Genomic DNA, 21517 nt, shown 5'->3' on the forward strand with positions numbered 1-21517 from the left:
CGGGCTAAAAAAATCTGTGCGACAACTGAATCAGGCAAAAAAACGCCGTTGTCACCAGCAAATAAAACACTGTATAAATAACCAGACAAATCGCCTGGGAGCCACTCCATGCTGGTGCACCTTTCCGTACACAACTACGCCATCGTTGAACATCTCGATCTCGAGCTGGACCGAGGCATGAGCGTAATCACCGGCGAAACCGGTGCTGGCAAATCGATCATGCTTGATGCGCTGGGTCTGACCCTCGGGGATCGCGCCGACAGCGGAGTCGTTCGTCCCGGCGCGGACAAGGCCGACATCCTGGCCACTTTCGATCTGGCCGACATTCCCGAGGCCAGCGTATGGCTGCAGGAGCGCGACCTCGACAATGACGGCCCGTGCATCCTGCGTCGGGTCATCACTGCCGAAGGGCGCTCGCGGTCCTACATCAACGGCACGCCGTGTCCGCAAGGTGACTTGAAAGCCCTTGGCGAGCTGCTGATTGATATCCACAGCCAACACGAGCATCAGTCCCTGCTCAAAGCAGACACCCATCGCCGTTTGCTGGACGAATACGCTGGCGCGACTGATCTGGCACGCCAGGTTCAACTCGCCGCACAACGCTGGCGGCAAACGCGTCAGGAGCTTGACCGACTGTCGAACTCCGGCGACGAACAACGCTCGCGTCACCAGTTGCTGAGCTACCAGCTTGAAGAGCTGGAAAGCCTGAGCCTGGGCGAAAACGAGCTGGAACAACTGGAGCAGGAACACAAGAACCTGACCAACGCCGAAAGCCTGCTGAGCATTTGTCGGCAAGTGGTCGAGCAATGCAGCGAAAATGATTCCGGCAACGTGCTCAATGCGCTGACGGCCAGCCTGCATCGCCTGAGCAGCGTCAACGACTCGCCCACTGCGTTGAGTGAAGCCACCAATCTGCTGTCCAGCGCACAGATTCAGGTTGAAGAAGCCGTCGGCGAACTCAACCGCTTTCTGGACCACTTCGATGCTGATCCTGCACGCCTGCAACAATTGGAAGAGCGGCTCGACGCTATCTACACCCTGGCGCGCAAACACAGAATCCAACCCACTGAAGTCGCCACGCTTCAACAGAAGCTGCTCGATGAAATCGAAACGCTGAACGCCAATGACGAAGCCATCGAACGCCTGGAGCATGAGCTGGCGGCCTTTGCGCGACATTATAAAGAGAGGGCCAGAGAGCTAAGTGACCTGCGGCATCGTTCGGCGCCGACCCTGGCGCATGCGGTCGAGCAGGAAATCCAGCGACTCGGCATGCCCGGCGGGCGCTTCAGTATCGAACTGCGCGTCAACTCCGAAAAAGAATTGCTTCCTAATGGACTGGAGCTGGTGGAATTCCTGGTCAGCGCCAACCCGGGTCAACCGCTCAAAGCTTTGGCCAAAGTAGCTTCGGGTGGCGAACTGTCACGCATCAGTCTGGCGATTCAGGTAATCACGGCACAAACATCGCGCGTACCGACGCTGGTATTCGATGAAGTTGACGTGGGCATTGGCGGACCGACGGCCGAGATTGTCGGCCAACTGTTGCGACGCCTGGGTGATCGCGGCCAGGTCATGACCGTGACGCACTTGCCGCAAGTCGCAGCGCAAGGCCATCAGCATCTGTTCGTGCATAAGGTCCGCGACAGTGATGTCACGCGAACCGCTGTATCGAAGCTCAGCAAAACCGAGCGCATCGAAGAAGTTGCACGCATGCTGGGCGGTATCGACTTGACCAAAGAGTCGCTGGCGCATGCGAAGAAGATGGTGGTGACAGCTAAAAGCTAACGGGATCTTGCCCCTGGCCGGATTCCGTGGGACTGGCTTCTGTGGGACCGGCTTCTGTGGGACCGGCTTCAGCCGGGAAAGCTTTCTTCCGGCCCAAAAAAATGCAGCGCATGCTCCGCCGTCTTCCCGGCTAAAGCCGGTCCCACTCAAATTCCTGGGAAATCAGTCCGCCAAAACGCACAAAGGCGACCCTAAGGTCGCCTTTGCTGCTGCATCAAAAAAGGTTTACACCTTTTTCTTGCGCACGTAGAGCACCAAGTTGTGATCCACCAACTCGTAACCGTGCTTCTCGACAATCGCCTTTTGAAGCTTCTCGATTTCTTCTTCGAAGAACTCGATGACTTCGCCGGATTCCACGTTGACCATATGGTCATGGTGGCCGCCGTCAGCCAATTCGAATACTGCATGGCCGCCGTCGAAATTGTGGCGAACCACTAATCCGGCAGCTTCGAATTGCGTCAGTACACGGTAAACCGTGGCCAGACCGACGTCCTCGCTAGCCTCCATGAGAGCCTTGTAAACATCCTCGGCGCTCATGTGACGCTGCTCGGCGGAATCGAGCATCTGTAGAATTTTGACCCGTGGCAGGGTCACCTTTAGTCCGGCTTTTCGTAGTTCGCTATTTTCAACCATGGTCAGCTTTCTCACAGACGCTGCTTCGCAGCTTCTCTTAATGCAGGTATGATCGGGGTTTACGTTGTCCCAGCCAAGATAGTGGAAGTCGCCCACCGATGCAAAACACCAAGCTCCTGCTAACCAGTTTCACCCTTGTGGGACTGCTCGCACTCGCCGGTTGTTCATTCCCCGGGGTTTACAAAATCGACATCCAACAGGGCAATGTCGTCACGCAAGACATGATAGACCAGTTACGGCCCGGAATGACCCGACGGCAAGTACGGTTTATCATGGGCAACCCTTTGCTGACTGACACATTCCATGCGGATCGCTGGGATTACCTGTACAGCCTGCAGCCTGGAGGTGGTGAACGCCAGCAAGAGCGCGTCAGCGTTATCTTCAATGGCAATGACCAGCTCGTCAGCCTGTCCGGCGACTTCATGCCTGGCGTAAGCCGTGATGAAGCCATTCTGGGCCGCGATAGCGGCACTACGGCCCCGGCAGGCAATGTCGAGCAGCCGAAAGCCGAAGAACCGGCCAAGCCTGGTTCGCTGCTTGAGCAGATCCAGCAGGATGTGGATAAAGTCGAAACCGTACCGGTGCCGACCCAGGAACCTCTGGAAACATCGCCGCAGTAATCTTTATCGCTGCGACAACAAAAAGCCCGGCGTGCCGGGCTTTTTAGTCACTGCGGATCGGTAAATCGCTAATTTTGTTCTCGGTCCTGACGCGCCTTGGCCGCTTTAGCCGCACGTAACCGTCGCACTTCTTTCGGATCGGCCAGCAGCGGGCGGTAGATTTCGATCCGCTCGCCCTCTTTCAGCGTCCGCAATTCAGCATTCGCCACCACCTTTCCGAAAATACCTACAGCACATTGCGCCAAATCCAGCTCTGGAAACGCCGTTCCGATGTGGGACAAGAGCAGCGCCTTGCGCACCGTGGTGCCCGCAGGCACTTTGACGCTAAGCATCAGTTGCCGGTCGACAGCGGCGTAAACCACTTCGACCGTAATGCCGGCCTCAGCCATGCAGTTCTTTCGCCCGCTGGCAGAACGCATCAACCAGAGTGTTGGCAGCCTGGTTGAACAATGGCCCAAGGGTGGCGCGAACGATGGGACCGGCATAGTCGAACGACAGATCCAGGCTGATCTTGCAGGCTTTTTCGCCCAGCGCCTTGAATGTCCAGACGCCGTGCAGCTGATTGAACGGCCCTTCGACCAGATCCATCACTATCGACTGCCCCGGTACGAGCGTGTTTTGCGTTACAAAATGTTGACTGAGCCCGCCTTTGGCGATTTCCAGACTGGCACGCATGTGCTCGTCGCTTGCCTCCAGCACCTTCGCCGAAGAACACCACGGCAGGAACTCGGAGTAGCGGGCTACGTCGTTGACCAGGTCGTACAGAGCTTGAGCCGGATAAGGCAAAAGAGCGGAGCGTTGAATATGCGTAGTCATGTCAGCGTCACTTCCAAAGCTGAGCGGCAAACACAACAAGAATGCCGAACGGCGCCACATAGCGCATCAAAAAGAACGTCAAGGCGAAGAGCATCGGGCTGCGAATCGACAATTCGTCACGCACTGCCTCGCGGCCCATCACCCAACCTGCGAATACCACGAAACACAAACCACCCAGCGGCAACATGATCCGCGAAGTGAAGAAATCGATGACGCCGAAAAAATCCAGACCTCCGGCTGCGCCCCATTGATAGAGATGGAACGCGCCACCATCGTTCACGAAAAATTTGGCCTGCTGCCAGATGTTGAACGAGAACACGGTCCCCAGCCCCACGAACCAGCAGCTGAATGCCAACCAGAACGTGACCCAGGCGCGGCGGATTTTAGTCCGCTCCACCAGATAGGCAACCATTGGCTCAAGCAGGGAAATCGCCGAACTCCAGGCCGCTACCGCCACCAGGATGAAGAACACTACGCCCATCAGCTGACCGAAGGCTACGTTGCCAAAGGCAAACGGCAAGGTCACGAACATCAGGCCGGGGCCCTCGCTCGGGTTCAGGCCAGCAGCAAAAACAATCGGAAACAACGCCAGCCCGGCCAGCAGCGACACGAAGGTGTCGAGCAAGGCGACGCCAACGATGGTCCCGGAAATCGACGAATTCTTTGGCATATAAGCGCCGTAGATCATGATCGAACCGACGCCGACGCTCAGGGAAAAGAACGCGTGGCCCATGGCAGGCAGTAACCCGTCGAGCAGCCTGGACGGATTGAAGTCGAACATGAAATGCACGCCTTCCATGAAATGCCCGGTGGTCAGGCTGTAACCCAGCAGAATAACCATCAGGATGAACAACAGCGGCATCATGATCCGCAGACTGCGCTCAAGTCCGGCGACCACCCCCCTGGCGATAACCACCGCCGAGAGCAGCATGAACATTGTGTGCCACAGCACCAGACGCCACGGATCGGCGATGACGTTGCCAAAATAAGCGCCGACCTGATCCGCCGTAACGCCCTGGAAATCCCCGCGGCCCATGTCGATGATGTAATCCAGCGACCAGCCGCCCACGACGCTATAAAAAGACAAGATCAGCAGTGCGGTGATCATTCCGGCAAAAGCGCCCCAGGACCAGCGTGCCGAATGCCCGGCCTCGATCGCCAACACCTTCAAGGCGTTGGCCGGACTCAGGCGCGAGCGACGGCCAATGAGGGTTTCGGCCAACATCACTGGCACACCGATTAGCGCGATACAGGCCAGGAACACCAGCACGAATGCACCGCCGCCATAGACGCCGACCATGTAGGGAAATTTCCAGATACTGCCCAGACCCACCGCAGAACCGGTCGCTGCCAGAATGAACACCCAGCGGCTTGCCCAGCCGCCATGGACCGAAACCTTGTCCGTCGACATCGTAGACACGTCCAACCAAAAAAGAGAGGCATTGTCCGGGATTCAATCAACCTGCTCAAGCACGCAGCTTCCCCATAGCCGATATCGAAGCGAGTCCCTATAATGCGTCGCCTATGGCTAAGCTCAAGAAACATCCCACAGGGACCATCGCGCAAAATAAAAAGGCGCGTCACGATTACTTCATCGAACACAAGTTCGAGGCCGGTCTGGTCCTGGCTGGCTGGGAAGTAAAAAGCCTGCGTGCCAACAAGGTACAGCTGGTCGACAGTTATGTGCTGCTCAAAGATGGCGAGGCGTGGCTGATGGGTAGCCATATCTCACCGTTGACGACCGCAAGCACGCACGTCATCGCTGACCCGACACGCACCCGTAAACTCCTTCTGAACCAGCGTGAGCTTGAAAAGCTCATCACCTCGGTGCAGCAGAAAGGCTATGCCTGCGTGGCCCTTTCCATTTACTGGAAAGCGCATTTGATCAAGTGCGAAATCGCCCTGGGCAAAGGCAAGAAGGAATACGACAAGCGCCACACCGAGCGGGAACGCGACTCCGATCGCGAACTGCAACGGGCCGTGCGTACCAAAGGCAAGGATGATTAGGTTGCCCACCTTGTAGGAGCGAACCTGTTCGCGAAGCAGTATTCCTGATCACGCAGGACCGACGCCTCGCCAACAAGTTGGCTCCCACAAGTTCACATTCCATTCCGCCGCTCAGCCCGAGCGGTGCGCTGTACCTGCTGACGCACTTCTTCCAACACCTCCTGCACATACAGCAAATGCCGGCTGGATACTTCCCGCGCGTCTTCACCACGGCCTTCGATGATCGCCAGATACAGCTCGCGATGCTGACTGATCAGCATGTCGCGGGTTTCCGTGCGCTGTTCGTACATTCCGCCGATATTGATCAAGACGTTGCGCTTGAGCAGATCGAACAACCCGCGAATCGTATGCAGCAACACGGCGTTGTGGCTAGCTTCGGCAATCGCCAGGTGAAAACTGGCATCGGCCGCGCTTTCTTCAACACGACTGACTTCGCCTTCTCTTGAGTAGCAATCCTGAAGCGCTTCGAACGCCATGCGCAGGCGTTCGCGATCCACATCGGTGGCACGAATCGCGGCGTAATACGCACAGGACGCTTCAAGGGTGTGGCGGAACTCCAGCAAATCGCGCTGGGCATCCGGGCTGCTTTCCAGCAGATGCAACAACGGATCACTGAAGGTCGACCCCAGATTTTCCACCACATAATTGCCGCCGCCCTGGCGACTGATCAACAGTCCCTTGGCCGTAAGTTTCTGGATCGCCTCGCGCAGTGATGGCCGAGACACACCAAACTGCTCGGCAAGCGCACGCTCGGCGGGCAGACGCCCACCGGATTTCAGCGTGCCTTCAAGAATCATTCTTTCCAGCTGCTCGACAATATCGTCGGACAAACGGCGCTGACGCACCTGATCAAAGCCCATAAATCCTCGCTTCACATCCCCGAACACGTGTCGGGGCCGCCTATTCTGGCTGATTACCGTTGGCTCGACACCTGCCAGATGCTGCTGGAATAACCCCATCAGTGCGGCTTTTCCAGCCGTACCCGACCAAAGTCGTAGCACGGCAAATTGACACACCACGGCCAAGGCTTTTACCCTAGCGCTAAGTCATTGTAAATTGGTATTACCAATTAGCCAATGCCAGCGTTTGATGGCTAACCTCTTCAGCGCTGCAAGACCTTTCGAACGAAAGGCTTGAGCTGGTGGCCCCTGTGTTTCGTTCGTCACTATCGACAAGACGTCTTGCTGGCATTACGTCGAATCGAAACCGCGCACGCGCACATGGAATACCAGGCCTAACCAAAAATAATTAGGGGCCACCCACATGCAGACCTGGCAACAACTCTATAACCCTCTGGGCAGCCTCGGCCTTTCCGCCGCCGCCGCACTCATCCCAATCGTGTTCTTCTTTCTGGCCCTGGCGGTGTTTCGCCTCAAAGGTCATATCGCAGGCAGTATCACGCTGGCGTTGTCAGTGATTGTGGCGATTTTCGCTTTCCAGATGCCAGCTGACATGGCCCTCGCGGCCGCCGGATATGGCTTCGCTTACGGCTTGTGGCCCATTGCCTGGATCATCGTGGCGGCGGTGTTTCTCTACAAACTGACCGTCAAGAGCGGCCAGTTCGAGATCATCCGCAGCTCGGTCATGTCCATTACCGATGACCAGCGTCTGCAAGTACTGCTGATCGGCTTCTGCTTCGGCGCGTTCCTGGAAGGTGCCGCCGGTTTCGGCGCACCCGTGGCCATTACCGCTGCGCTGCTGGTTGGCCTGGGTCTGAACCCGCTATACGCCGCCGGCCTGTGCCTGATCGCCAACACTGCACCGGTGGCATTCGGCGCGCTGGGCATTCCGATCATCGTTGCTGGTCAGGTTTCCGGGATCGACCCCTTCAAGATCGGCGCCATGGCCGGTCGTCAATTGCCGCTGCTGTCGCTGTTCGTACCGTTCTGGCTGATGTTCATGATGGACGGCGTGCGCGGCGTCAAGGAAACCTGGCCGGCTGCGCTGGTGGCAGGCTTGAGCTTCGCGATCACTCAGTACCTGACGTCCAACTATATCGGCCCTGAACTGCCGGATATCACGTCGGCACTGGTTAGCCTGGTTTCCCTGACCCTGTTCCTCAAGGTCTGGCAGCCTGCGCATGCAGCAGATTCCGAATTTGTGGTCGCCACCGCAGGCGGCGCGGCAATGCTGGGCAATCCGGGCGGTTTCGGTCAGCCACGCACGTCGGTCAAATCCCCGTACACCCTGGGACAAATCCTCAAGGCGTGGTCACCGTTCTTGATCCTCACGGTAATGGTCACCATCTGGACCCTGAAACCGTTCAAGGCCATGTTCGCTGCCGGTGGCGCAATGCAGGCGTGGACCATGAACTTCGCCATTCCGCACCTTGACCAACTGGTAATGAAAGGTGCACCGATCGTGGCCAAGGCGACGGCGATGCCAGCCGTCTACAAGTTCGATCTGATTGCAGCGTCCGGTACGGCCATTCTGTTCTCGGCGATCCTGTCGATGATCGTGCTGAAGATCAGCGCTGGTACTGGTCTGACCACTTTTAAAGAAACCCTGAAGGAACTGCGTTGGGCCATCGTGTCCATCGGCATGGTGCTGGCCTTCGCCTTCGTCATGAACTACTCGGGCATGTCTTCCACGTTGGCGCTGGTATTGGCCGGCACTGGCGCGGCCTTCCCGTTCTTCTCGCCGTTCCTCGGCTGGCTGGGTGTATTCCTGACCGGTTCGGACACGTCGGCCAATGCGCTGTTCGGTTCGTTGCAGGCCACGACTGCGCACCAGATTGGTGTCAGTGATGTGTTGATGGTTGCGGCCAACTCCAGCGGTGGCGTGACCGGCAAGATGATCTCGCCGCAATCCATTGCAGTGGCGTGCGCTGCCACCGGGTTGGTGGGCAAGGAATCGGATCTGTTCCGGTTTACGCTCAAACACAGCCTGTTCTTCGCCACCATTGTGGGCTGCATCACCTACGCCCAGGCTTACTGGTTCACCGGCATGCTGGTGCTCTGAAAGAGACGCGCGCCGGGTGCGCCAATGCGCGCCTGGCGGCTACTTACCAGGCTATTTACAAGAGATTGCGAGAGCCCATGATCATTTCCGCCTCCACTGATTATCGTGCCGCAGCGCAACGCAAACTGCCGCCGTTCCTGTTCCATTACGCCGACGGTGGCGCTTACGCCGAGCACACACTGCGCCACAACGTATCGGACCTGGCCAGCATTGCCCTGCGCCAGCGGGTCCTGAAGAACATGTCAGAGCTGAGTCTGCAGACCACGTTGTTCGGCGAAAACCTGAGCATGCCGGTTGCGCTGGCCCCCATCGGACTTTGCGGGATGTACGCGCGGCGCGGCGAAGTACAGGCGGCTCGTGCGGCAGCAGCCAAGGGCATTCCATTCACCTTGTCCACCGTCTCGGTATGCCCTATCGAAGAAGTCGCACCGGCCATCGACCGTCCCATCTGGTTTCAGCTCTACGTGCTCAAGGATCGCGGCTTCATGCGCAATGCCCTGGAGCGGGCCAAGGCCGCCGGGGTCAAGACCCTGGTGTTCACGGTCGACATGCCGGTGCCGGGTGCTCGTTACCGCGATGCCCATCACGGCATGAGCGGCGCGAACGGCCCGACGCGGCGGATTCTGCAAGCCATGACTCATCCACAGTGGGCCTGGGACGTTGGTGTCAAAGGTCGCCCGCATGACCTGGGCAACATCTCGGCCTACCTTGGCGCGCCTACGGGCCTGGCCGACTATATCGGCTGGCTGGGGGCGAATTTCGATTCGTCGATTTCATGGAAGGATCTGGAGTGGATCCGCGAAACCTGGGACGGGCCGATGCTCATCAAGGGCATCCTCGACCCCGAAGACGCCCGGGACGCAGTGAGATTCGGCGCTGACGGCATCATTGTTTCCAACCATGGCGGCCGCCAGCTCGACGGCGTGCTGTCGAGTGCCCGCGCCTTGCCGGCCATTGCCGACGCGGTAAAGGGCGACCTGAAGATCCTCGCCGATTCCGGCATTCGCAGCGGTCTGGATGTAGTACGAATGATTGCCCTGGGTGCCGATGCGGTGCTGATTGGACGCGCATTCATTTATGCCCTGGCGACCCATGGCGAGGCTGGCGTGAAGAACCTTCTCGACCTGTTCGAAAAGGAAATGCGCGTGGCCATGGTACTGACCGGGGCCAAGTCCATCAGCGAGATATCTCGCGATTCACTCGTCCGTGAACTGGGCGCCTGAAACCCTGCACCGACGCACGCGGCTCGCCAGAAGCCGCGGCGCCCTGAACCTGACTTCCTGAGGAAGACCGCATGAGCCTGCCCGCCTCCTTCCTGAACGATGTCCATCAGCTGATCCCCGCCGGCCGCCGCTTCGACGATCCGCTGTCGACACTCGCCTTCGGCACCGACGCCAGCTTCTACCGCTTGATTCCCAAGCTGGTGATCCGCGTCGAATCCGAAGATGAAGTCGTGGCCCTGCTCAAACTGGCGCAACTGGAAAAAGTCCCGGTGACCTTTCGCGCGGCGGGCACCAGCCTGTCGGGCCAGGCCATCAGTGACTCAGTATTGCTGGTGCTCGGCGACAACTGGAACGGCCGCGAACTGCGCGACCAAGGCACACAAATCCGCCTGCAACCCGGCGTTATCGGCGCCCAGGCCAATGCCTGGCTCGCGCCGTTCGGCCGCAAGATCGGTCCGGACCCGGCCTCGATCAACGCCTGCAAGATCGGCGGCATTGTCGCCAACAACGCCAGCGGCATGTGCTGCGGCACGGCGCAGAATACCTATCACACTCTGGCGGGCATGCGTCTGGTGCTCGCCGACGGCACCCGCCTCGACACCGAAGACCCGAGCAGTGTCGCCGCCTTTCACAGCAGCCATGCAGACCTGCTGCAACAACTGTCGCGGCTGGGCCGGGAAACCCGGGCCAACACTGAACTGGCTGACAAGATCCGCCACAAATACCGCCTGAAAAACACCACCGGCCTGTCCCTCAATGCGCTGGTGGACTTCGACCAGCCGCTGGATATTCTCAGCCACTTGCTGGTCGGCTCTGAAGGTACCCTGGGCTTTATCAGCGCAGTCACTTACGACACCGTGGTCGATCACCCGAACAAAGCGTCGGCGCTGATTGTGTTTCCAGATGTGGAAACCTGCTGCAACGCCGTCACCGTCCTGAAAACCCAGCCGGTCGCCGCCGTCGAGCTGCTGGATCGACGCAGCATGCGCTCGGTGCAGGACAAACCCGGCATGCCTGGCTTTGTCCGCGAACTCTCGGAAAACGCCTGCGCGCTGCTCATCGAAGCCCGCGCCGCCAGCCGGGATTTGCTCCACGAACAATTGGCGCAAATCATGGCGTCCCTGGCTGCGTTTCCGGTCGAGAAGCAAGTCGACTTCACCGAAGACCCGCTGGAAAACGCCCGCCTCTGGGCGATCCGCAAAGACACCTTTCCCGCTGTTGGCGCCGTGCGTCAGACCGGCACGACGGTGATCATCGAAGACGTGACCTTCCCGGTCGAACAGCTGGCCATCGGCGTGCGCCGCCTGATCGCGCTGTTCGACAAGCATCATTACGACGAAGCGATCCTGTTCGGCCATGCACTGGAAGGCAATCTGCACTTCGTCTTCACCCAGGGTTTCAATAATCCCGAGGAAATCGCGCGCTACAAGGCGTTCATGGACGACGTGGCGCAGCTGGTTGCCGTCGAGTTCGGCGGCTCGCTCAAGGCCGAGCACGGCACCGGCCGCAACATGGCGCCCTTTGTCGAACTGGAATGGGGCCATGACGCCTATCAACTGATGTGGCAGCTCAAACGCCTGCTCGATCCCAACGGCATTCTCAATCCGGACGTGGTCCTCAGCGAAGATCCGCAGATCCATTTGAAGCACCTCAAACCGTTGCCCGCGGCGGACGAGATTGTCGACAAGTGCATTGAGTGCGGCTTCTGCGAGCCGGTCTGCCCGTCGAAAGGCCTGACCCTCAGCCCGCGCCAGCGCATCGTCATCTGGCGTGACATTCAGGCGAAGAAACGCGCGGGCGTCGACACCACCGAGCTGGAGCGTGACTACCACTACCAAGGCATCGAAACCTGCGCCGCGACCGGCCTGTGCGCGCAACGCTGTCCGGTGGGCATCAACACCGGAGAACTCGTCAAGAAGCTGCGCGCTCAGCAAGCCAGACACGGCAAGGCCGCTGGTTGGCTGGCGCACAACTTCAAGACCGCGCTGCAAGGTGCGCGTTTTACCTTGCATGCGGCTAATGGCGCACGGATGCTGCTCGGCGCGCCGAGGCTGGCGAAACTGTCCGGCGCCCTGAGCAAGGCGTCCGGCGGACGCGTTCCGCAATGGTCACCGGCCATGCCTCAGGCGGAACATGCGATTCGCTTCACCCCGCCAGTCGAGGATCAGCGCCCGCGAGTGGTGTATCTGGCCGCCTGTGTTTCCCGGGTCATGGGCCCGGCAGCAAGTGACCGCGAGCAGACTTCTTTACTCGACAAGACCCGCAGCCTGCTGGAAAAAGCCGGTTACCAAGTGGTGTTTCCCGACAATCAGGAAAGCCTGTGCTGCGGACAACCTTTCGAGTCCAAGGGCTACAAGCAGCAAGCCGATGACAAACGCCTGGAACTGCTGGCCGCGCTGAGCAAAGCCAGCCGTGGCGGGCTCGATCCGATCTATTGCGACACCAGCCCGTGCACGCTTCGCCTGGTGCAGGATCTCAAGGACACGCGTCTGGATTTGTACGATCCGGTGCGTTTCATTCGCACCCACTTGCTGGACAAGCTGACCTTCACGCCCCAGCAGGAAGCCATCGCCGTGCATGTGACTTGCAGCACGCAGCATCTGGGCGAAAGTCAGGCGCTGATCGAGCTGGCGCGGTTGTGTAGCGTCAACGTGGTGATTCCGGAAGGCATTCACTGCTGTGGCTTCGCCGGCGACAAGGGCTTCACCACGCCAGAGCTGAACGCCCACTCGCTGCGCAGCCTCAAGGACGCGGTGCAGTTCTGCAATGAAGGTATCTCCACCAGCCGTACCTGCGAGATCGGCCTGTCACAACACGGTGGCATCGACTATCACGGGCTGGTGTATCTGGTGGATCGCGTCACCCAAGCCAAAACCGTTTGATCCCATCACAGGGGGCGAGAATCGCCCCTTTTTGGTGCTTTTTGGCCGTGATATGGCTTTTTCACATGATCAGGAAAAAAAATAGAACCCCTGCGTTTCAGCACAGTCAGTTTGTTTAAGCCCCGCAAATGAATTGGGGTTATCGACAAACCTCGGACATCGGCCTCATAGACCGGCCATACCGAGTCCACAGGCTAAAGGAGATACACATGAAGCGCACAGCACTGACTGGATTGTTCCTCACCGCTGCACTGTTGGGTTCCCCGGTATTCGCCGCCGATGATCTGTGTGGTGCCAACATCAAAACCCTGGAAAACGCAGCGGTTTCCAGCAACACCAATTTCAGCGCTGACTCCAAGGCAGAGCTGGAAAAAACCGTCAAGTCGGCAAAAGATGCACAGAAGGCCGGTGACGAGAAAGAGTGTATTGCCATCACCACCAAGCAAATCACCGCTCTGAAAAATATCGGTTCGGGTAGCGAAGGCGCCAAGTAACACGCCTGTAACGGCCAGCCCGGCGGCTGGCTGTAGCTCGAAGCGCGTCAAACGGTCGACGTGACTCCCTCACTGGAGTACACTCCGCGACCTGACTGCGAAAGCAGTCAACTGGGGCCGTTTAGGATTCGACGCCGGTTGCGAAACTTTAGGTGCATGCCGACTTGGTAACAGAAGTCGTAAATCCACTGTTGCAACTACTTATAGTTGCCAATGACGAAAACTACGGCCAGGAAATGTCCATCGCTGCGTAAGCAGCCTTAGACCCTGAGCTTCTGGTACCTTCGGGTCCAGCAATCACGAGGGGATGTCTGTAAACCCAAAGTGATTGTCATATAGAACAGAATCGCCGTGCAGTACGTTGTGGACGAAGCGGCTAAAACTTACACAACTCGCCCAATGCACCCTGCCCGTCGGGCGGCTGAGGGTTAACTCAATAGACACGGCTAAGCATGTAGGACCGACAGCGGAGTACTGGCGGACGGGGGTTCAAATCCCCCCGGCTCCACCACTTATACATCTAAAGACGTCCAAGGGCGTCTTTTTTTGTGCCTAAAATCCAGTAAATACAGGGGATTAGGGTCCAAAGGGGTCCGATGGCATCTGAGCTCATCCTACAATCCGTGTATTCCACGTGGTATTCCAAGCCCACGAATGGTATTTTTTGGAATACACGCAGCATCGGAGTTCACCATGGGTGCCCAAGCCACGCGGCTTTCAGACGTCAAAGTTAAAGCAGCGAAACCAAAGGAAAAAGACTACATCCTCACTGACGGCGACGGCCTTCAGATGAGGGTGCGGGCCAATGGCTCAAAGCTGTGGAATTTCAACTACATTCACCCAGCAACCAAAAAGCGGATCAATATGGGTCTGGGTACGTTTCCGGAAGTGAGTTTGGCTCAAGCCAGGAAACGGACGGTTGAGGCAAGGGAACTGGTTGCGCAGGGGCTCGATCCGAAAGCGAAGCGTGACGAAGATCGTCAAACGTTAAGAGCGACTACAGAACATACTTTTAAAAACGTAGCAACCGCATGGTTCGAGCTTAAGAAAGACTCGGTTACTACTGCTTATGCTGAAGACATCTGGCGGTCGCTCACACTACACCTCTTTCCCGACTTGGCCGCTACCCCGATCTCAGCGATCACTGCTCCGGCGGTCATCAAATTGCTTAGGCCGCTTGAGACCAAAGGCAGTCTTGAAACAGTAAAACGACTGAGCCAGCGTCTGAACGAGATCATGACTTATGGCGTGAATTCCGGCTTGATTCACTCGAATCCGCTGAGCGGAATTCGCTCTGTTTTCAAGAAACCAAAGAAGACAAACATGGCAGCACTGGCGCCAGACGAACTTAATGAACTGATGGTGACGGTGGCCAATGCCAGTATAAAAAGGACTACACGCTGCTTGATTGAGTGGCAGCTTCACACCATGACTCGCCCCGCTGAAGCAGCGACCGCAAGATGGGCAGATATAGACATCAACAAGAAAATCTGGACGATACCGCCAGAGCGGATGAAAAAACGCCGAACCCACATCATCCCGCTCACGGAACAAGCTTTGGGGCTCCTAGAGGCGATAAAGCCGCTTAGTGGACACCGCGAGCATGTTTTCCCGGCTGATCGCAATCCCCGTACTCATTGCAACAGCCAAACAGCCAATATGGCTCTGAAGCGCATGGGGTTTGAAGGCCGTCTGGTTAGCCATGGCATGCGCTCAATGGCCAGTACCATCCTCAACGAACACGGGTGGGACCCTGAACTAATAGAGGTCGCGCTGGCTCACGTGGACAAGGATGAGGTGCGCAGCGCCTATAACCGGGCTGATTACATAGAGCGCCGAAGGCCAATGATGAAATGGTGGAGCGAGCATATTCAGAAAGCGGCTATCGGAAGCCTTTCTATGTCCGCGATCAATGCGGCCTAAGTGTGGTGCGGTAACGCTATAACTACATTTGTGCATCACATCAATTACGCGCGCATCTCCACGCATGGTTTCCAGTCCTCCTTTCGTGACTGGGCGCGTAAATCCCCACCATCCTCACGAGGGTTGTGGGATGGCGCAAGCGCAGGACGAGCGAGACCAGACTGAAGGTGTTTATTCGCGAACTAACTTCATTAATAAAACATGCTTACTGATGAACGACTGGGCTGAGCCCCTAACGAAGTGGAGCCAATAATGACTGATCTTAACAAGCTTCCACATGACAGCTTTTTCTCAAACATTCCCAGAGGATTAGCAGATACGATCCAATGGCAATATGAAAAGCTACAAGAAGTAAGCATCGCTATTAATGACCCTGAAAATCTCGATGAGTACCTAGATAAGCTTACTCAAGAAATTGAGAGTGGTAGCGTCACTCAAGGTAGCCTAGCGGACAAAAATGCCAATGCAATATTTGGTAAAAACATAAGGATCCTTTACCAAGCTCTTCTTGAAAAAGCTTGCGTCGCCTTCATACATGCGAGAAAAAAAGTTCACAAAGTTCACGAGACAGCGGTGTGGCCGCTGCTATGCCACGCCAGCTTCCTGATAGCGACAGCAGAATCAGCGGCAGGTATAGTTTATCAGGAACAAGAAGCTCAACGAATCTTGAAAAACGGAGAAGCAGGTAGGCAAAAAGGTGGAAAAGCAACTACCGAATTATATCGTCCGATTCGTGATCGCATGATTGAACTGCTCAGAAATAGTAAGCCTATTGGAGGATGGCGCACAAAGAAGCAAGCGATCAATGCGATACATGGAGATTTGGAAGCTTTCATATCGAGCGCCCCCGAGCTAAACATTACAATCCCTGATGTTTATTCGACAGCTGATAAATGGCTTAAAAGCGGAGGGAACCCGGAGATAATCGAGGCTTATAAGGCGAATGCTGCAACTGTAAAAAATTAATTAATAAATAATAAATGGCGCCTTGATTAGGCGCCACTTCTTATTTCCCTCTTGGACGACCCCGATTAGATTTAACTTTCGGGATTTCAGCTCCTTTCCCAAATGCCCTTCCTCCCTCAGGTATCGCAGACCGAATATAATAGTCAGCCTTGACCAGATAGCTCGCAGCTTTTTTTAAATTGGCCATTAGCTCTGGAGAGCTGTGTGGTATTTCTCCAATCCCACACTCCCGGTAACTGCTTTTGTTCGCATTACAGTTCCAATATCGCCCCTTCCCCTCTGTAACTACCTCTTCCCAATGACGGCCAATTTTCCATCCCGCATTGATATCTCCACGAACCTTAGAGGCATCTAGAAATATAAGCATATGATAATGAAATGTATTCATCAGGCCATACTCAAGCTTCCAGACGTAACCCACGAAAGAACCTTTATATAAACGCACCCTCAAGTCATTAAGTAAAACCTCTCGATGCCTGACAGTCTCTTGGTATGTTATCGGTGCATCGCTATCTAGCCGATGCTCTCGTCCATACTCCAAATCGACTCGAATGACACGGAGTTTAGATTTATGGTAAAACAGCTTGTCTATAAAAGCATTTAGACTCGCTTGGTTTTTATTTGAGTTCCTAGCGTGATGCCGAATTTCTTTGACAAACGCCTGCTCTTTAGCTGCCTGACGAACCTTATCAACAAATTGGTTCAGCTTTACAGTAGAGTTATCTAATTCTTCCTCGCTAACGGGATGAAGCAGTTTATGTTCCTCTAGTAGATTCAACCCTAGGGCTTGGACTTGTTTTTTGAAGATTCTGAAGTACGGATTCAATTCACTATGTGGAAATAAGGTGTCGAATTTATCGTAGTCAATGCTTATTGCTGCCTTAACAGAGGCCGCCAAAGACTTGATTTTGCGCTCCTGCTTTGCCCCTCCTTTTAACGTATTGAACAGCGCCCCACTTGAGCTAGCTATCAGCTTTGTTGTTGCCACAACATTCGCTACATCTCCAACCGCATTGATGGCACTTAATGCGTCTTGGGACGATTTATCAGTTGTTGGCATAACCATACCTAACAAGTAGTCATCAACATGGGATTTCAACGCTTCTTCTGGGATTAACATCCTCTTATTCCAAAGTAATGACCGGATAATAAACCATCACCCTCTTGAAGGGTGAACACTCCAAAACATCAAAGCCATACACCTTCAGGTATTTATCCCTACAGGGTAATAACATAAGATCCTAAATTCGAAATATGAACAATCGCACCACCAAGCAATATTCCGCCAGCACGGCACAAACAATTCAATCTAGCTATAAATAATCACAGCTATAGTTAGTACCTAGCGCCCTCCACCGCTAGTGGTTAAGACGTTGCTTCAACCATTCAGTGATACCAGATTCGAACCAGCCAATAGCAGATGCGCCTAACTTCACAGGACGGGGAAACGTGCTATCGAAGCGAGGTGAATTTGGGTCCATACGGTCGTAGATCGTGGAGCGACTAAGGCCAATCCGGTCCTGGACCTGACGCAGGCGCAGTATCTTCAAAACATCGTCAGTGGCAACTTTCATGTCTGTCTCCTATAGGCCGCAAGCTCGGTGTGTTTTCAGCTTATGCGACTGCCCTACCGGAGCGTAGCCAAGCGCTGACATGTATTTTTTTACCGCAGCGAACCAATCGCGCAGTCCAACCTGGAGCGCGATCATCCATCGGTGTAAACGGGGCCTTTGTCAGAGCACTCCAGCTTGGAAAATTAGTTCCCACCTCCCCCAAAGTTAGATCCTTAGCCCGTAAACCTGGGGCTACGCTGGTAATCCCGGCGGAAAAGCCAGTCTAAAAAAAATTGGACATATATCACCCGCCTGAGAGCTGGCAATTTCATTTGGATCAGCACACCACAGCTTTCACAGCCAATCAAAAAAATCGACTTGGGTAAAAACATGATCTGTTTAAGCTGCGATTCCACTCACGTGAAAACGAAGAACTACGGGAAAAAGGTAGGCGGGGCTGTAGGGGGAGTCTCGGGCGCTGTTGGGGGCGTTACTGGCGCAATGAGCGGTGCCGAAGCAGGAGCGCTTATCGGCTCATTCGCGGGCCCTATCGGACTGACGTTAGGATCAGTCGCTGGCGCTATCTTTGGCGGACTTTTGGGCGGGGCAGCAGGAGGGGTCGCAGGAGCGAAGTTGGGCCAGGCCGTCGATGAAGAAATGCTAGATAACTTCGAATGCTTGGACTGCGGCTTCTGCTTCAGCAGCCGGGTATAGACCAAAATCTGAGCCTACAGTCCTGCATCGTTCAGCAAATCCGAAGGCTTGCAGGCTAAGGATTCGGCGATCTTAACGATATTCAGGAACGTGACGTTCCTTTCTCCTCGTTCAATCTTCCCCATGTGGGACCGGTCAATCCCCGCAAGATCAGCTAGCGCCTCTTGAGAGAGAGACAAGACGTTGCGCCGAGCACGCACCGCTACCCCGAACCGGGCCAAGTTAGCATCTTCGTCGCGCGCACCGGAGACTCTTGTCATGACGGCGATGGTGTAGCTATGATGCCTATACGGCCACGGTATTTACGACCCATTTTGAACCGTCTTAAGGAGTAATGTGAAAAAGGTACTTTCATTTATCGTGGTAGGTTTACTCGCGGCGAATGGCGCAAATGCCTCAAGCCATGTCGGTCAGTGCGTATTCCCTAAAACCAAAACCCTCCCTAACGGCAATCTGTCGTTTGTACATGCCATCGATATTTCTGATCAGCCTTCACCACAAGCAGCTATAAAGCCGCTTGTTTCAATGGAGGCTTATCAAATCAGCGCCGAAGAGAAAGGCTATATTAAACTAGTTACGGTTCCGGACTATTCGCTCACCGACCCAGAGGTCAACGCCGGAAAAATAGTGGGATGGGGGAAGATTCGTGACTTTGACTTTCAGGCACAACGTAACTGCAACTAACACGTAGAACCACCGCACTTATCAGACGTCTTTTAGGTCTAAACCAATCTTGGAGAAACGATGAGACCTATATTCGGTCCTTTGCTATTGAGCACGCTATTGTGCATATCTGCTTGCTCAAAAGCGGATAAACTACCACTCGAAATATCTGTAGGCGAAATGCAAGGCGTCCCTACAATAGTGGTCACCTCTGTCGCTGACAAAGTTAAATTGTTAGGATACACAATAAACAGGGGTAATTGCACCGGCAGATCTGTTTATCAAATGCCCGTAGATATCCTGTTCGGCGGAGAGTTAAAAATATTTGCAAATGGCGGATGTAACATTCGAGAAGTCACTCTAACCACAGACACTGGCGAGATAACTTACTCCAACTGATCCAACTAACACAACTCGCTCCGCCTCGTGTAAAGATATTCGGCAGAGCGCCCCCCCCTGAAAGGCCAGACTACATGTCTGGCCTTTTTTTATGCCCGTCGGGAGAAAATCATGTCGCACTTCATTGAAAATATGGCATACGCCGGAGCTACCCCGTGGCACGGCCTTGGAAACTGACTATCCGAAAAACAACCTATTGAGGTATGGCAGCGCGAAGCAGGCATGGACTGGAAAATTCAGGATAGCCCAGTCCATTTCAAGTCCAACAACCTCGGTGCTATGGGCTCAATTCATACCTTTCCTGAACAGAAGGTTCTTTACCGCTCCGACACGAAGGCGCCATTGTCAGTGGTTTCTCGGCGCTACCAGGTCGTGCAGCCGCGTGAGGTATTGGAGTTTTACAGGGATCTTACCGAAGTCTCAGGCTACGAACTGGAAACTGCTGGAGTGCTAAAAGGCGGTCGTAAGTTCTGGGCTTTGGCCCGTACTGGACAAAGTACAACATTGAAGGGCACCGACCAAGTGAACTGCTATTTGCTTCTAGCTACCTCATGTGACGGCACCTTGGCCACCACCGCAACCCCCACCACGGTGCGTGTAGTTTGTAACAACACGCTGGCCATCGCCCTGGATAGCAGCCCTTCTGCAATCAAAGTTCCGCATAATACCCGCTTCGATCCGCATGCAGTAAAGAAGCAACTGGGCATCGCAGTCTCACAATGGGACGGGTTTATGTACCGTATGCGTGCACTAACTGAACGTAAAGTTCAGTGGCATGAGGCTATGGGTTATTTCATGAATGTGGTTTGTGACGCTGCGCCAGAAAGCCCACTACCAAACGTGATCACTAATGAGCGTGCTCTTCGCAAAGTGCAATACCTTTACGAGGGCGCAGGACGGGGTGCAACTATGTCTTCTGCTAGCGGTACGGCTTGGGGGCTTTTAAACGCAGTAACCGAATATGTCGACCATGAACGTCGTGCTAGAAGCATTGAGTATCGAATGGATTCCGCTTGGTTCGGCCAAGGCGCCTCAATGAAGCAGAAAGCGCTTTGCGCTGCATTGGCGCTTGTAGCGTAGCGTGGCGTTGCTGCCGCCCTCCAGCACTCACTGGGAGGCCGCAGCAACGAGCAACCTAGGAAGGAGTGGTTCTAATCAAAATCCAAATCACATCTCTTGGCATTTTATTTTTTGCGCTCTGTATCGAAGACGGGTCAAAATCAACCATCCGCCACGCTATCCCGGCTCAGCTCTAAGGTTCACATGAAACTCTTAAACACCTACGATCATCGTGACGAGGCAGAGGAAGCCAAAGAAAAACTCAATGGAAACAGTCGGTTAGCAAGCGAACGTGACGACACGGTAGTTATTTTCAATCTATTTGGTGTTCCTAGCTGGGGCAATTTCCACAGACTAGGAATGTACGATCTCGTGGAGCTGAAAACCCTGCTGACACAACGCAGCAGTTGGCAAGCCCATGAGCTGGCTAGGCATGCCGTCATCCTCTCAACGCTTCAAACTGTAGCGAAGAATTACGACATCGAAATTCCTGAGCACTGGCTGTGATGCCTCCTGCGGCATGGAGATATGGCGTCGCCCAGAACAGTATGCGCAGCAGGAAAATTCAGCTCGCGCACTGCTATCAGCTCAACTTAAGGCGGCCTAGGCAACCAGAGCTATCTAAAAACACTCCTTATTGACTCCTCACGCAGACCCGCTGCCCGCCCCACCTGTGACCAGCGACATCTGGCCACAAATCAACTCCGCCATCGGCCCAATCGAAGTCCGCCATACCAACTCCAGGTCAACGTTTCGAGTCATCAATCTACGCGTCAATAGTGAAGCACCTAACGCACCCAATCGGAAAATCGCCCGCCATAC

At 55.2% G+C, this 21517-nt stretch carries 19 protein-coding genes, 1 other RNA gene and 1 pseudogene; 13 read left to right on the top strand and 8 right to left on the bottom strand.

The features are described 5' to 3' along the window. Window positions 1–108: 108 nt before the first annotated feature. Complete coding sequence (gene recN / locus ACP7E4_RS24540; protein WP_426118053.1) at window positions 109–1782, top strand: DNA repair protein RecN; 1674 nt, start codon at window positions 109–111, stop codon at window positions 1780–1782. A gap of 225 nt (window positions 1783–2007) precedes the next feature. Here the strand turns inward: recN and fur are convergent, their stop codons facing one another. Beyond that, entirely contained in the window at window positions 2008–2415 is a 408-nt protein-coding gene (fur, locus tag ACP7E4_RS24545; protein ID WP_065836130.1) for a ferric iron uptake transcriptional regulator, read from the bottom strand. A gap of 98 nt (window positions 2416–2513) precedes the next feature. Here fur and ACP7E4_RS24550 point away from each other — a divergent pair, with 98 nt between their 5' ends. Further along, complete coding sequence (locus ACP7E4_RS24550; RefSeq protein ID WP_020293179.1) at window positions 2514–3035, top strand: outer membrane protein assembly factor BamE; 522 nt, start codon at window positions 2514–2516, stop codon at window positions 3033–3035. Window positions 3036–3103: 68 nt separating this feature from the next. Here the strand turns inward: ACP7E4_RS24550 and ACP7E4_RS24555 are convergent, their stop codons facing one another. Genes ACP7E4_RS24555 through ACP7E4_RS24565 form a run of 3 tightly spaced genes read right to left on the bottom strand, consistent with a single transcriptional unit; the run spans window position 3104 to window position 5262 of the window. Beyond that, window positions 3104–3424 (bottom strand): RnfH family protein, encoded by a 321-nt coding sequence (locus ACP7E4_RS24555; RefSeq protein WP_426118054.1) that lies wholly within the window; start codon window positions 3422–3424, stop codon window positions 3104–3106. Beyond that, complete coding sequence (locus ACP7E4_RS24560) at window positions 3417–3851, bottom strand: type II toxin-antitoxin system RatA family toxin (protein WP_426118055.1); 435 nt, start codon at window positions 3849–3851, stop codon at window positions 3417–3419. The genes ACP7E4_RS24555 and ACP7E4_RS24560 overlap by 8 nt, the downstream gene beginning before the upstream one ends. 7 nt (window positions 3852–3858) lie before the next feature. Next, entirely contained in the window at window positions 3859–5262 is a 1404-nt protein-coding gene (locus ACP7E4_RS24565) for a sodium-dependent transporter (protein WP_426118056.1), read from the bottom strand. 113 nt (window positions 5263–5375) lie between these two features. Between ACP7E4_RS24565 and smpB the strand changes: the two genes are divergently transcribed. Continuing rightward, the gene (gene smpB / locus ACP7E4_RS24570) at window positions 5376–5858 is read left to right on the top strand and encodes an SsrA-binding protein SmpB (RefSeq protein WP_426118057.1); all 483 of its coding nucleotides are present in this window, start codon (window positions 5376–5378) and stop codon (window positions 5856–5858) included. 92 nt (window positions 5859–5950) lie between these two features. Here smpB and ACP7E4_RS24575 read toward each other — a convergent pair whose 3' ends face one another. Next, window positions 5951–6718 carry a GntR family transcriptional regulator gene (locus ACP7E4_RS24575; RefSeq protein WP_426118058.1) on the bottom strand — a complete coding sequence of 256 codons (768 nt, stop codon included), beginning with the start codon at window positions 6716–6718 and terminating at the stop codon, window positions 5951–5953. A gap of 403 nt (window positions 6719–7121) precedes the next feature. Here ACP7E4_RS24575 and ACP7E4_RS24580 point away from each other — a divergent pair, with 403 nt between their 5' ends. The 7 genes from ACP7E4_RS24580 to ACP7E4_RS24610 all read left to right on the top strand — a co-directional run bounded on the left by ACP7E4_RS24580 (window position 7122) and on the right by ACP7E4_RS24610 (window position 16307). Further along, a complete protein-coding gene (locus ACP7E4_RS24580) occupies window positions 7122–8819 on the top strand; it encodes a lactate permease LctP family transporter (protein WP_426118059.1) in 1698 nt (565 codons plus the stop codon). Between the two features lie 77 nt (window positions 8820–8896). Next, on the top strand, window positions 8897–10042 hold the full coding sequence (gene lldD / locus ACP7E4_RS24585; RefSeq protein WP_426118060.1) for an FMN-dependent L-lactate dehydrogenase LldD: 1146 nt from the start codon (window positions 8897–8899) through the stop codon (window positions 10040–10042). A gap of 71 nt (window positions 10043–10113) precedes the next feature. After that, window positions 10114–12924 (top strand): FAD-binding and (Fe-S)-binding domain-containing protein, encoded by a 2811-nt coding sequence (locus ACP7E4_RS24590; protein ID WP_426118061.1) that lies wholly within the window; start codon window positions 10114–10116, stop codon window positions 12922–12924. A gap of 209 nt (window positions 12925–13133) precedes the next feature. Then, window positions 13134–13418, top strand: coding sequence for a hypothetical protein (locus ACP7E4_RS24595; RefSeq protein WP_331150831.1), 285 nt, complete (start codon window positions 13134–13136; stop codon window positions 13416–13418). Between the two features lie 113 nt (window positions 13419–13531). Next, window positions 13532–13929, top strand: a transfer-messenger RNA (tmRNA) gene (ssrA, locus tag ACP7E4_RS24600). A gap of 182 nt (window positions 13930–14111) precedes the next feature. After that, window positions 14112–15341, top strand: coding sequence for an integrase domain-containing protein (locus ACP7E4_RS24605; protein WP_426118062.1), 1230 nt, complete (start codon window positions 14112–14114; stop codon window positions 15339–15341). Window positions 15342–15593: 252 nt separating this feature from the next. Continuing rightward, on the top strand, window positions 15594–16307 hold the full coding sequence (locus tag ACP7E4_RS24610) for a hypothetical protein (protein WP_426118063.1): 714 nt from the start codon (window positions 15594–15596) through the stop codon (window positions 16305–16307). 40 nt (window positions 16308–16347) lie between these two features. Here the strand turns inward: ACP7E4_RS24610 and ACP7E4_RS24615 are convergent, their stop codons facing one another. From ACP7E4_RS24615 to ACP7E4_RS24625, 3 genes are all read right to left on the bottom strand, one after another. Beyond that, window positions 16348–17427: a YagK/YfjJ domain-containing protein gene (locus tag ACP7E4_RS24615; protein ID WP_426118064.1), complete on the bottom strand. Its 1080-nt coding sequence runs from the start codon at window positions 17425–17427 to the stop codon at window positions 16348–16350. Between the two features lie 238 nt (window positions 17428–17665). After that, window positions 17666–17881: a helix-turn-helix transcriptional regulator gene (locus tag ACP7E4_RS24620; protein WP_426118065.1), complete on the bottom strand. Its 216-nt coding sequence runs from the start codon at window positions 17879–17881 to the stop codon at window positions 17666–17668. Window positions 17882–18588: 707 nt separating this feature from the next. After that, window positions 18589–18834: a helix-turn-helix domain-containing protein gene (locus ACP7E4_RS24625; protein WP_237265684.1), complete on the bottom strand. Its 246-nt coding sequence runs from the start codon at window positions 18832–18834 to the stop codon at window positions 18589–18591. A gap of 76 nt (window positions 18835–18910) precedes the next feature. Here ACP7E4_RS24625 and ACP7E4_RS24630 point away from each other — a divergent pair, with 76 nt between their 5' ends. The 3 genes and pseudogenes from ACP7E4_RS24630 to ACP7E4_RS24640 all read left to right on the top strand — a co-directional run bounded on the left by ACP7E4_RS24630 (window position 18911) and on the right by ACP7E4_RS24640 (window position 21202). Continuing rightward, a complete protein-coding gene (locus ACP7E4_RS24630) occupies window positions 18911–19258 on the top strand; it encodes a hypothetical protein (protein WP_426118066.1) in 348 nt (115 codons plus the stop codon). Between the two features lie 489 nt (window positions 19259–19747). Then, a pseudogene (locus ACP7E4_RS24635) lies at window positions 19748–20716 on the top strand (DUF932 domain-containing protein). 183 nt (window positions 20717–20899) lie between these two features. After that, window positions 20900–21202: a hypothetical protein gene (locus tag ACP7E4_RS24640; protein WP_122555622.1), complete on the top strand. Its 303-nt coding sequence runs from the start codon at window positions 20900–20902 to the stop codon at window positions 21200–21202. Window positions 21203–21517: the final 315 nt, after the last annotated feature.

It is taken from the genome of Pseudomonas sp. DSP3-2-3 (genome assembly GCF_049898225.1).
Taxonomy (GTDB): domain Bacteria; phylum Pseudomonadota; class Gammaproteobacteria; order Pseudomonadales; family Pseudomonadaceae; genus Aquipseudomonas.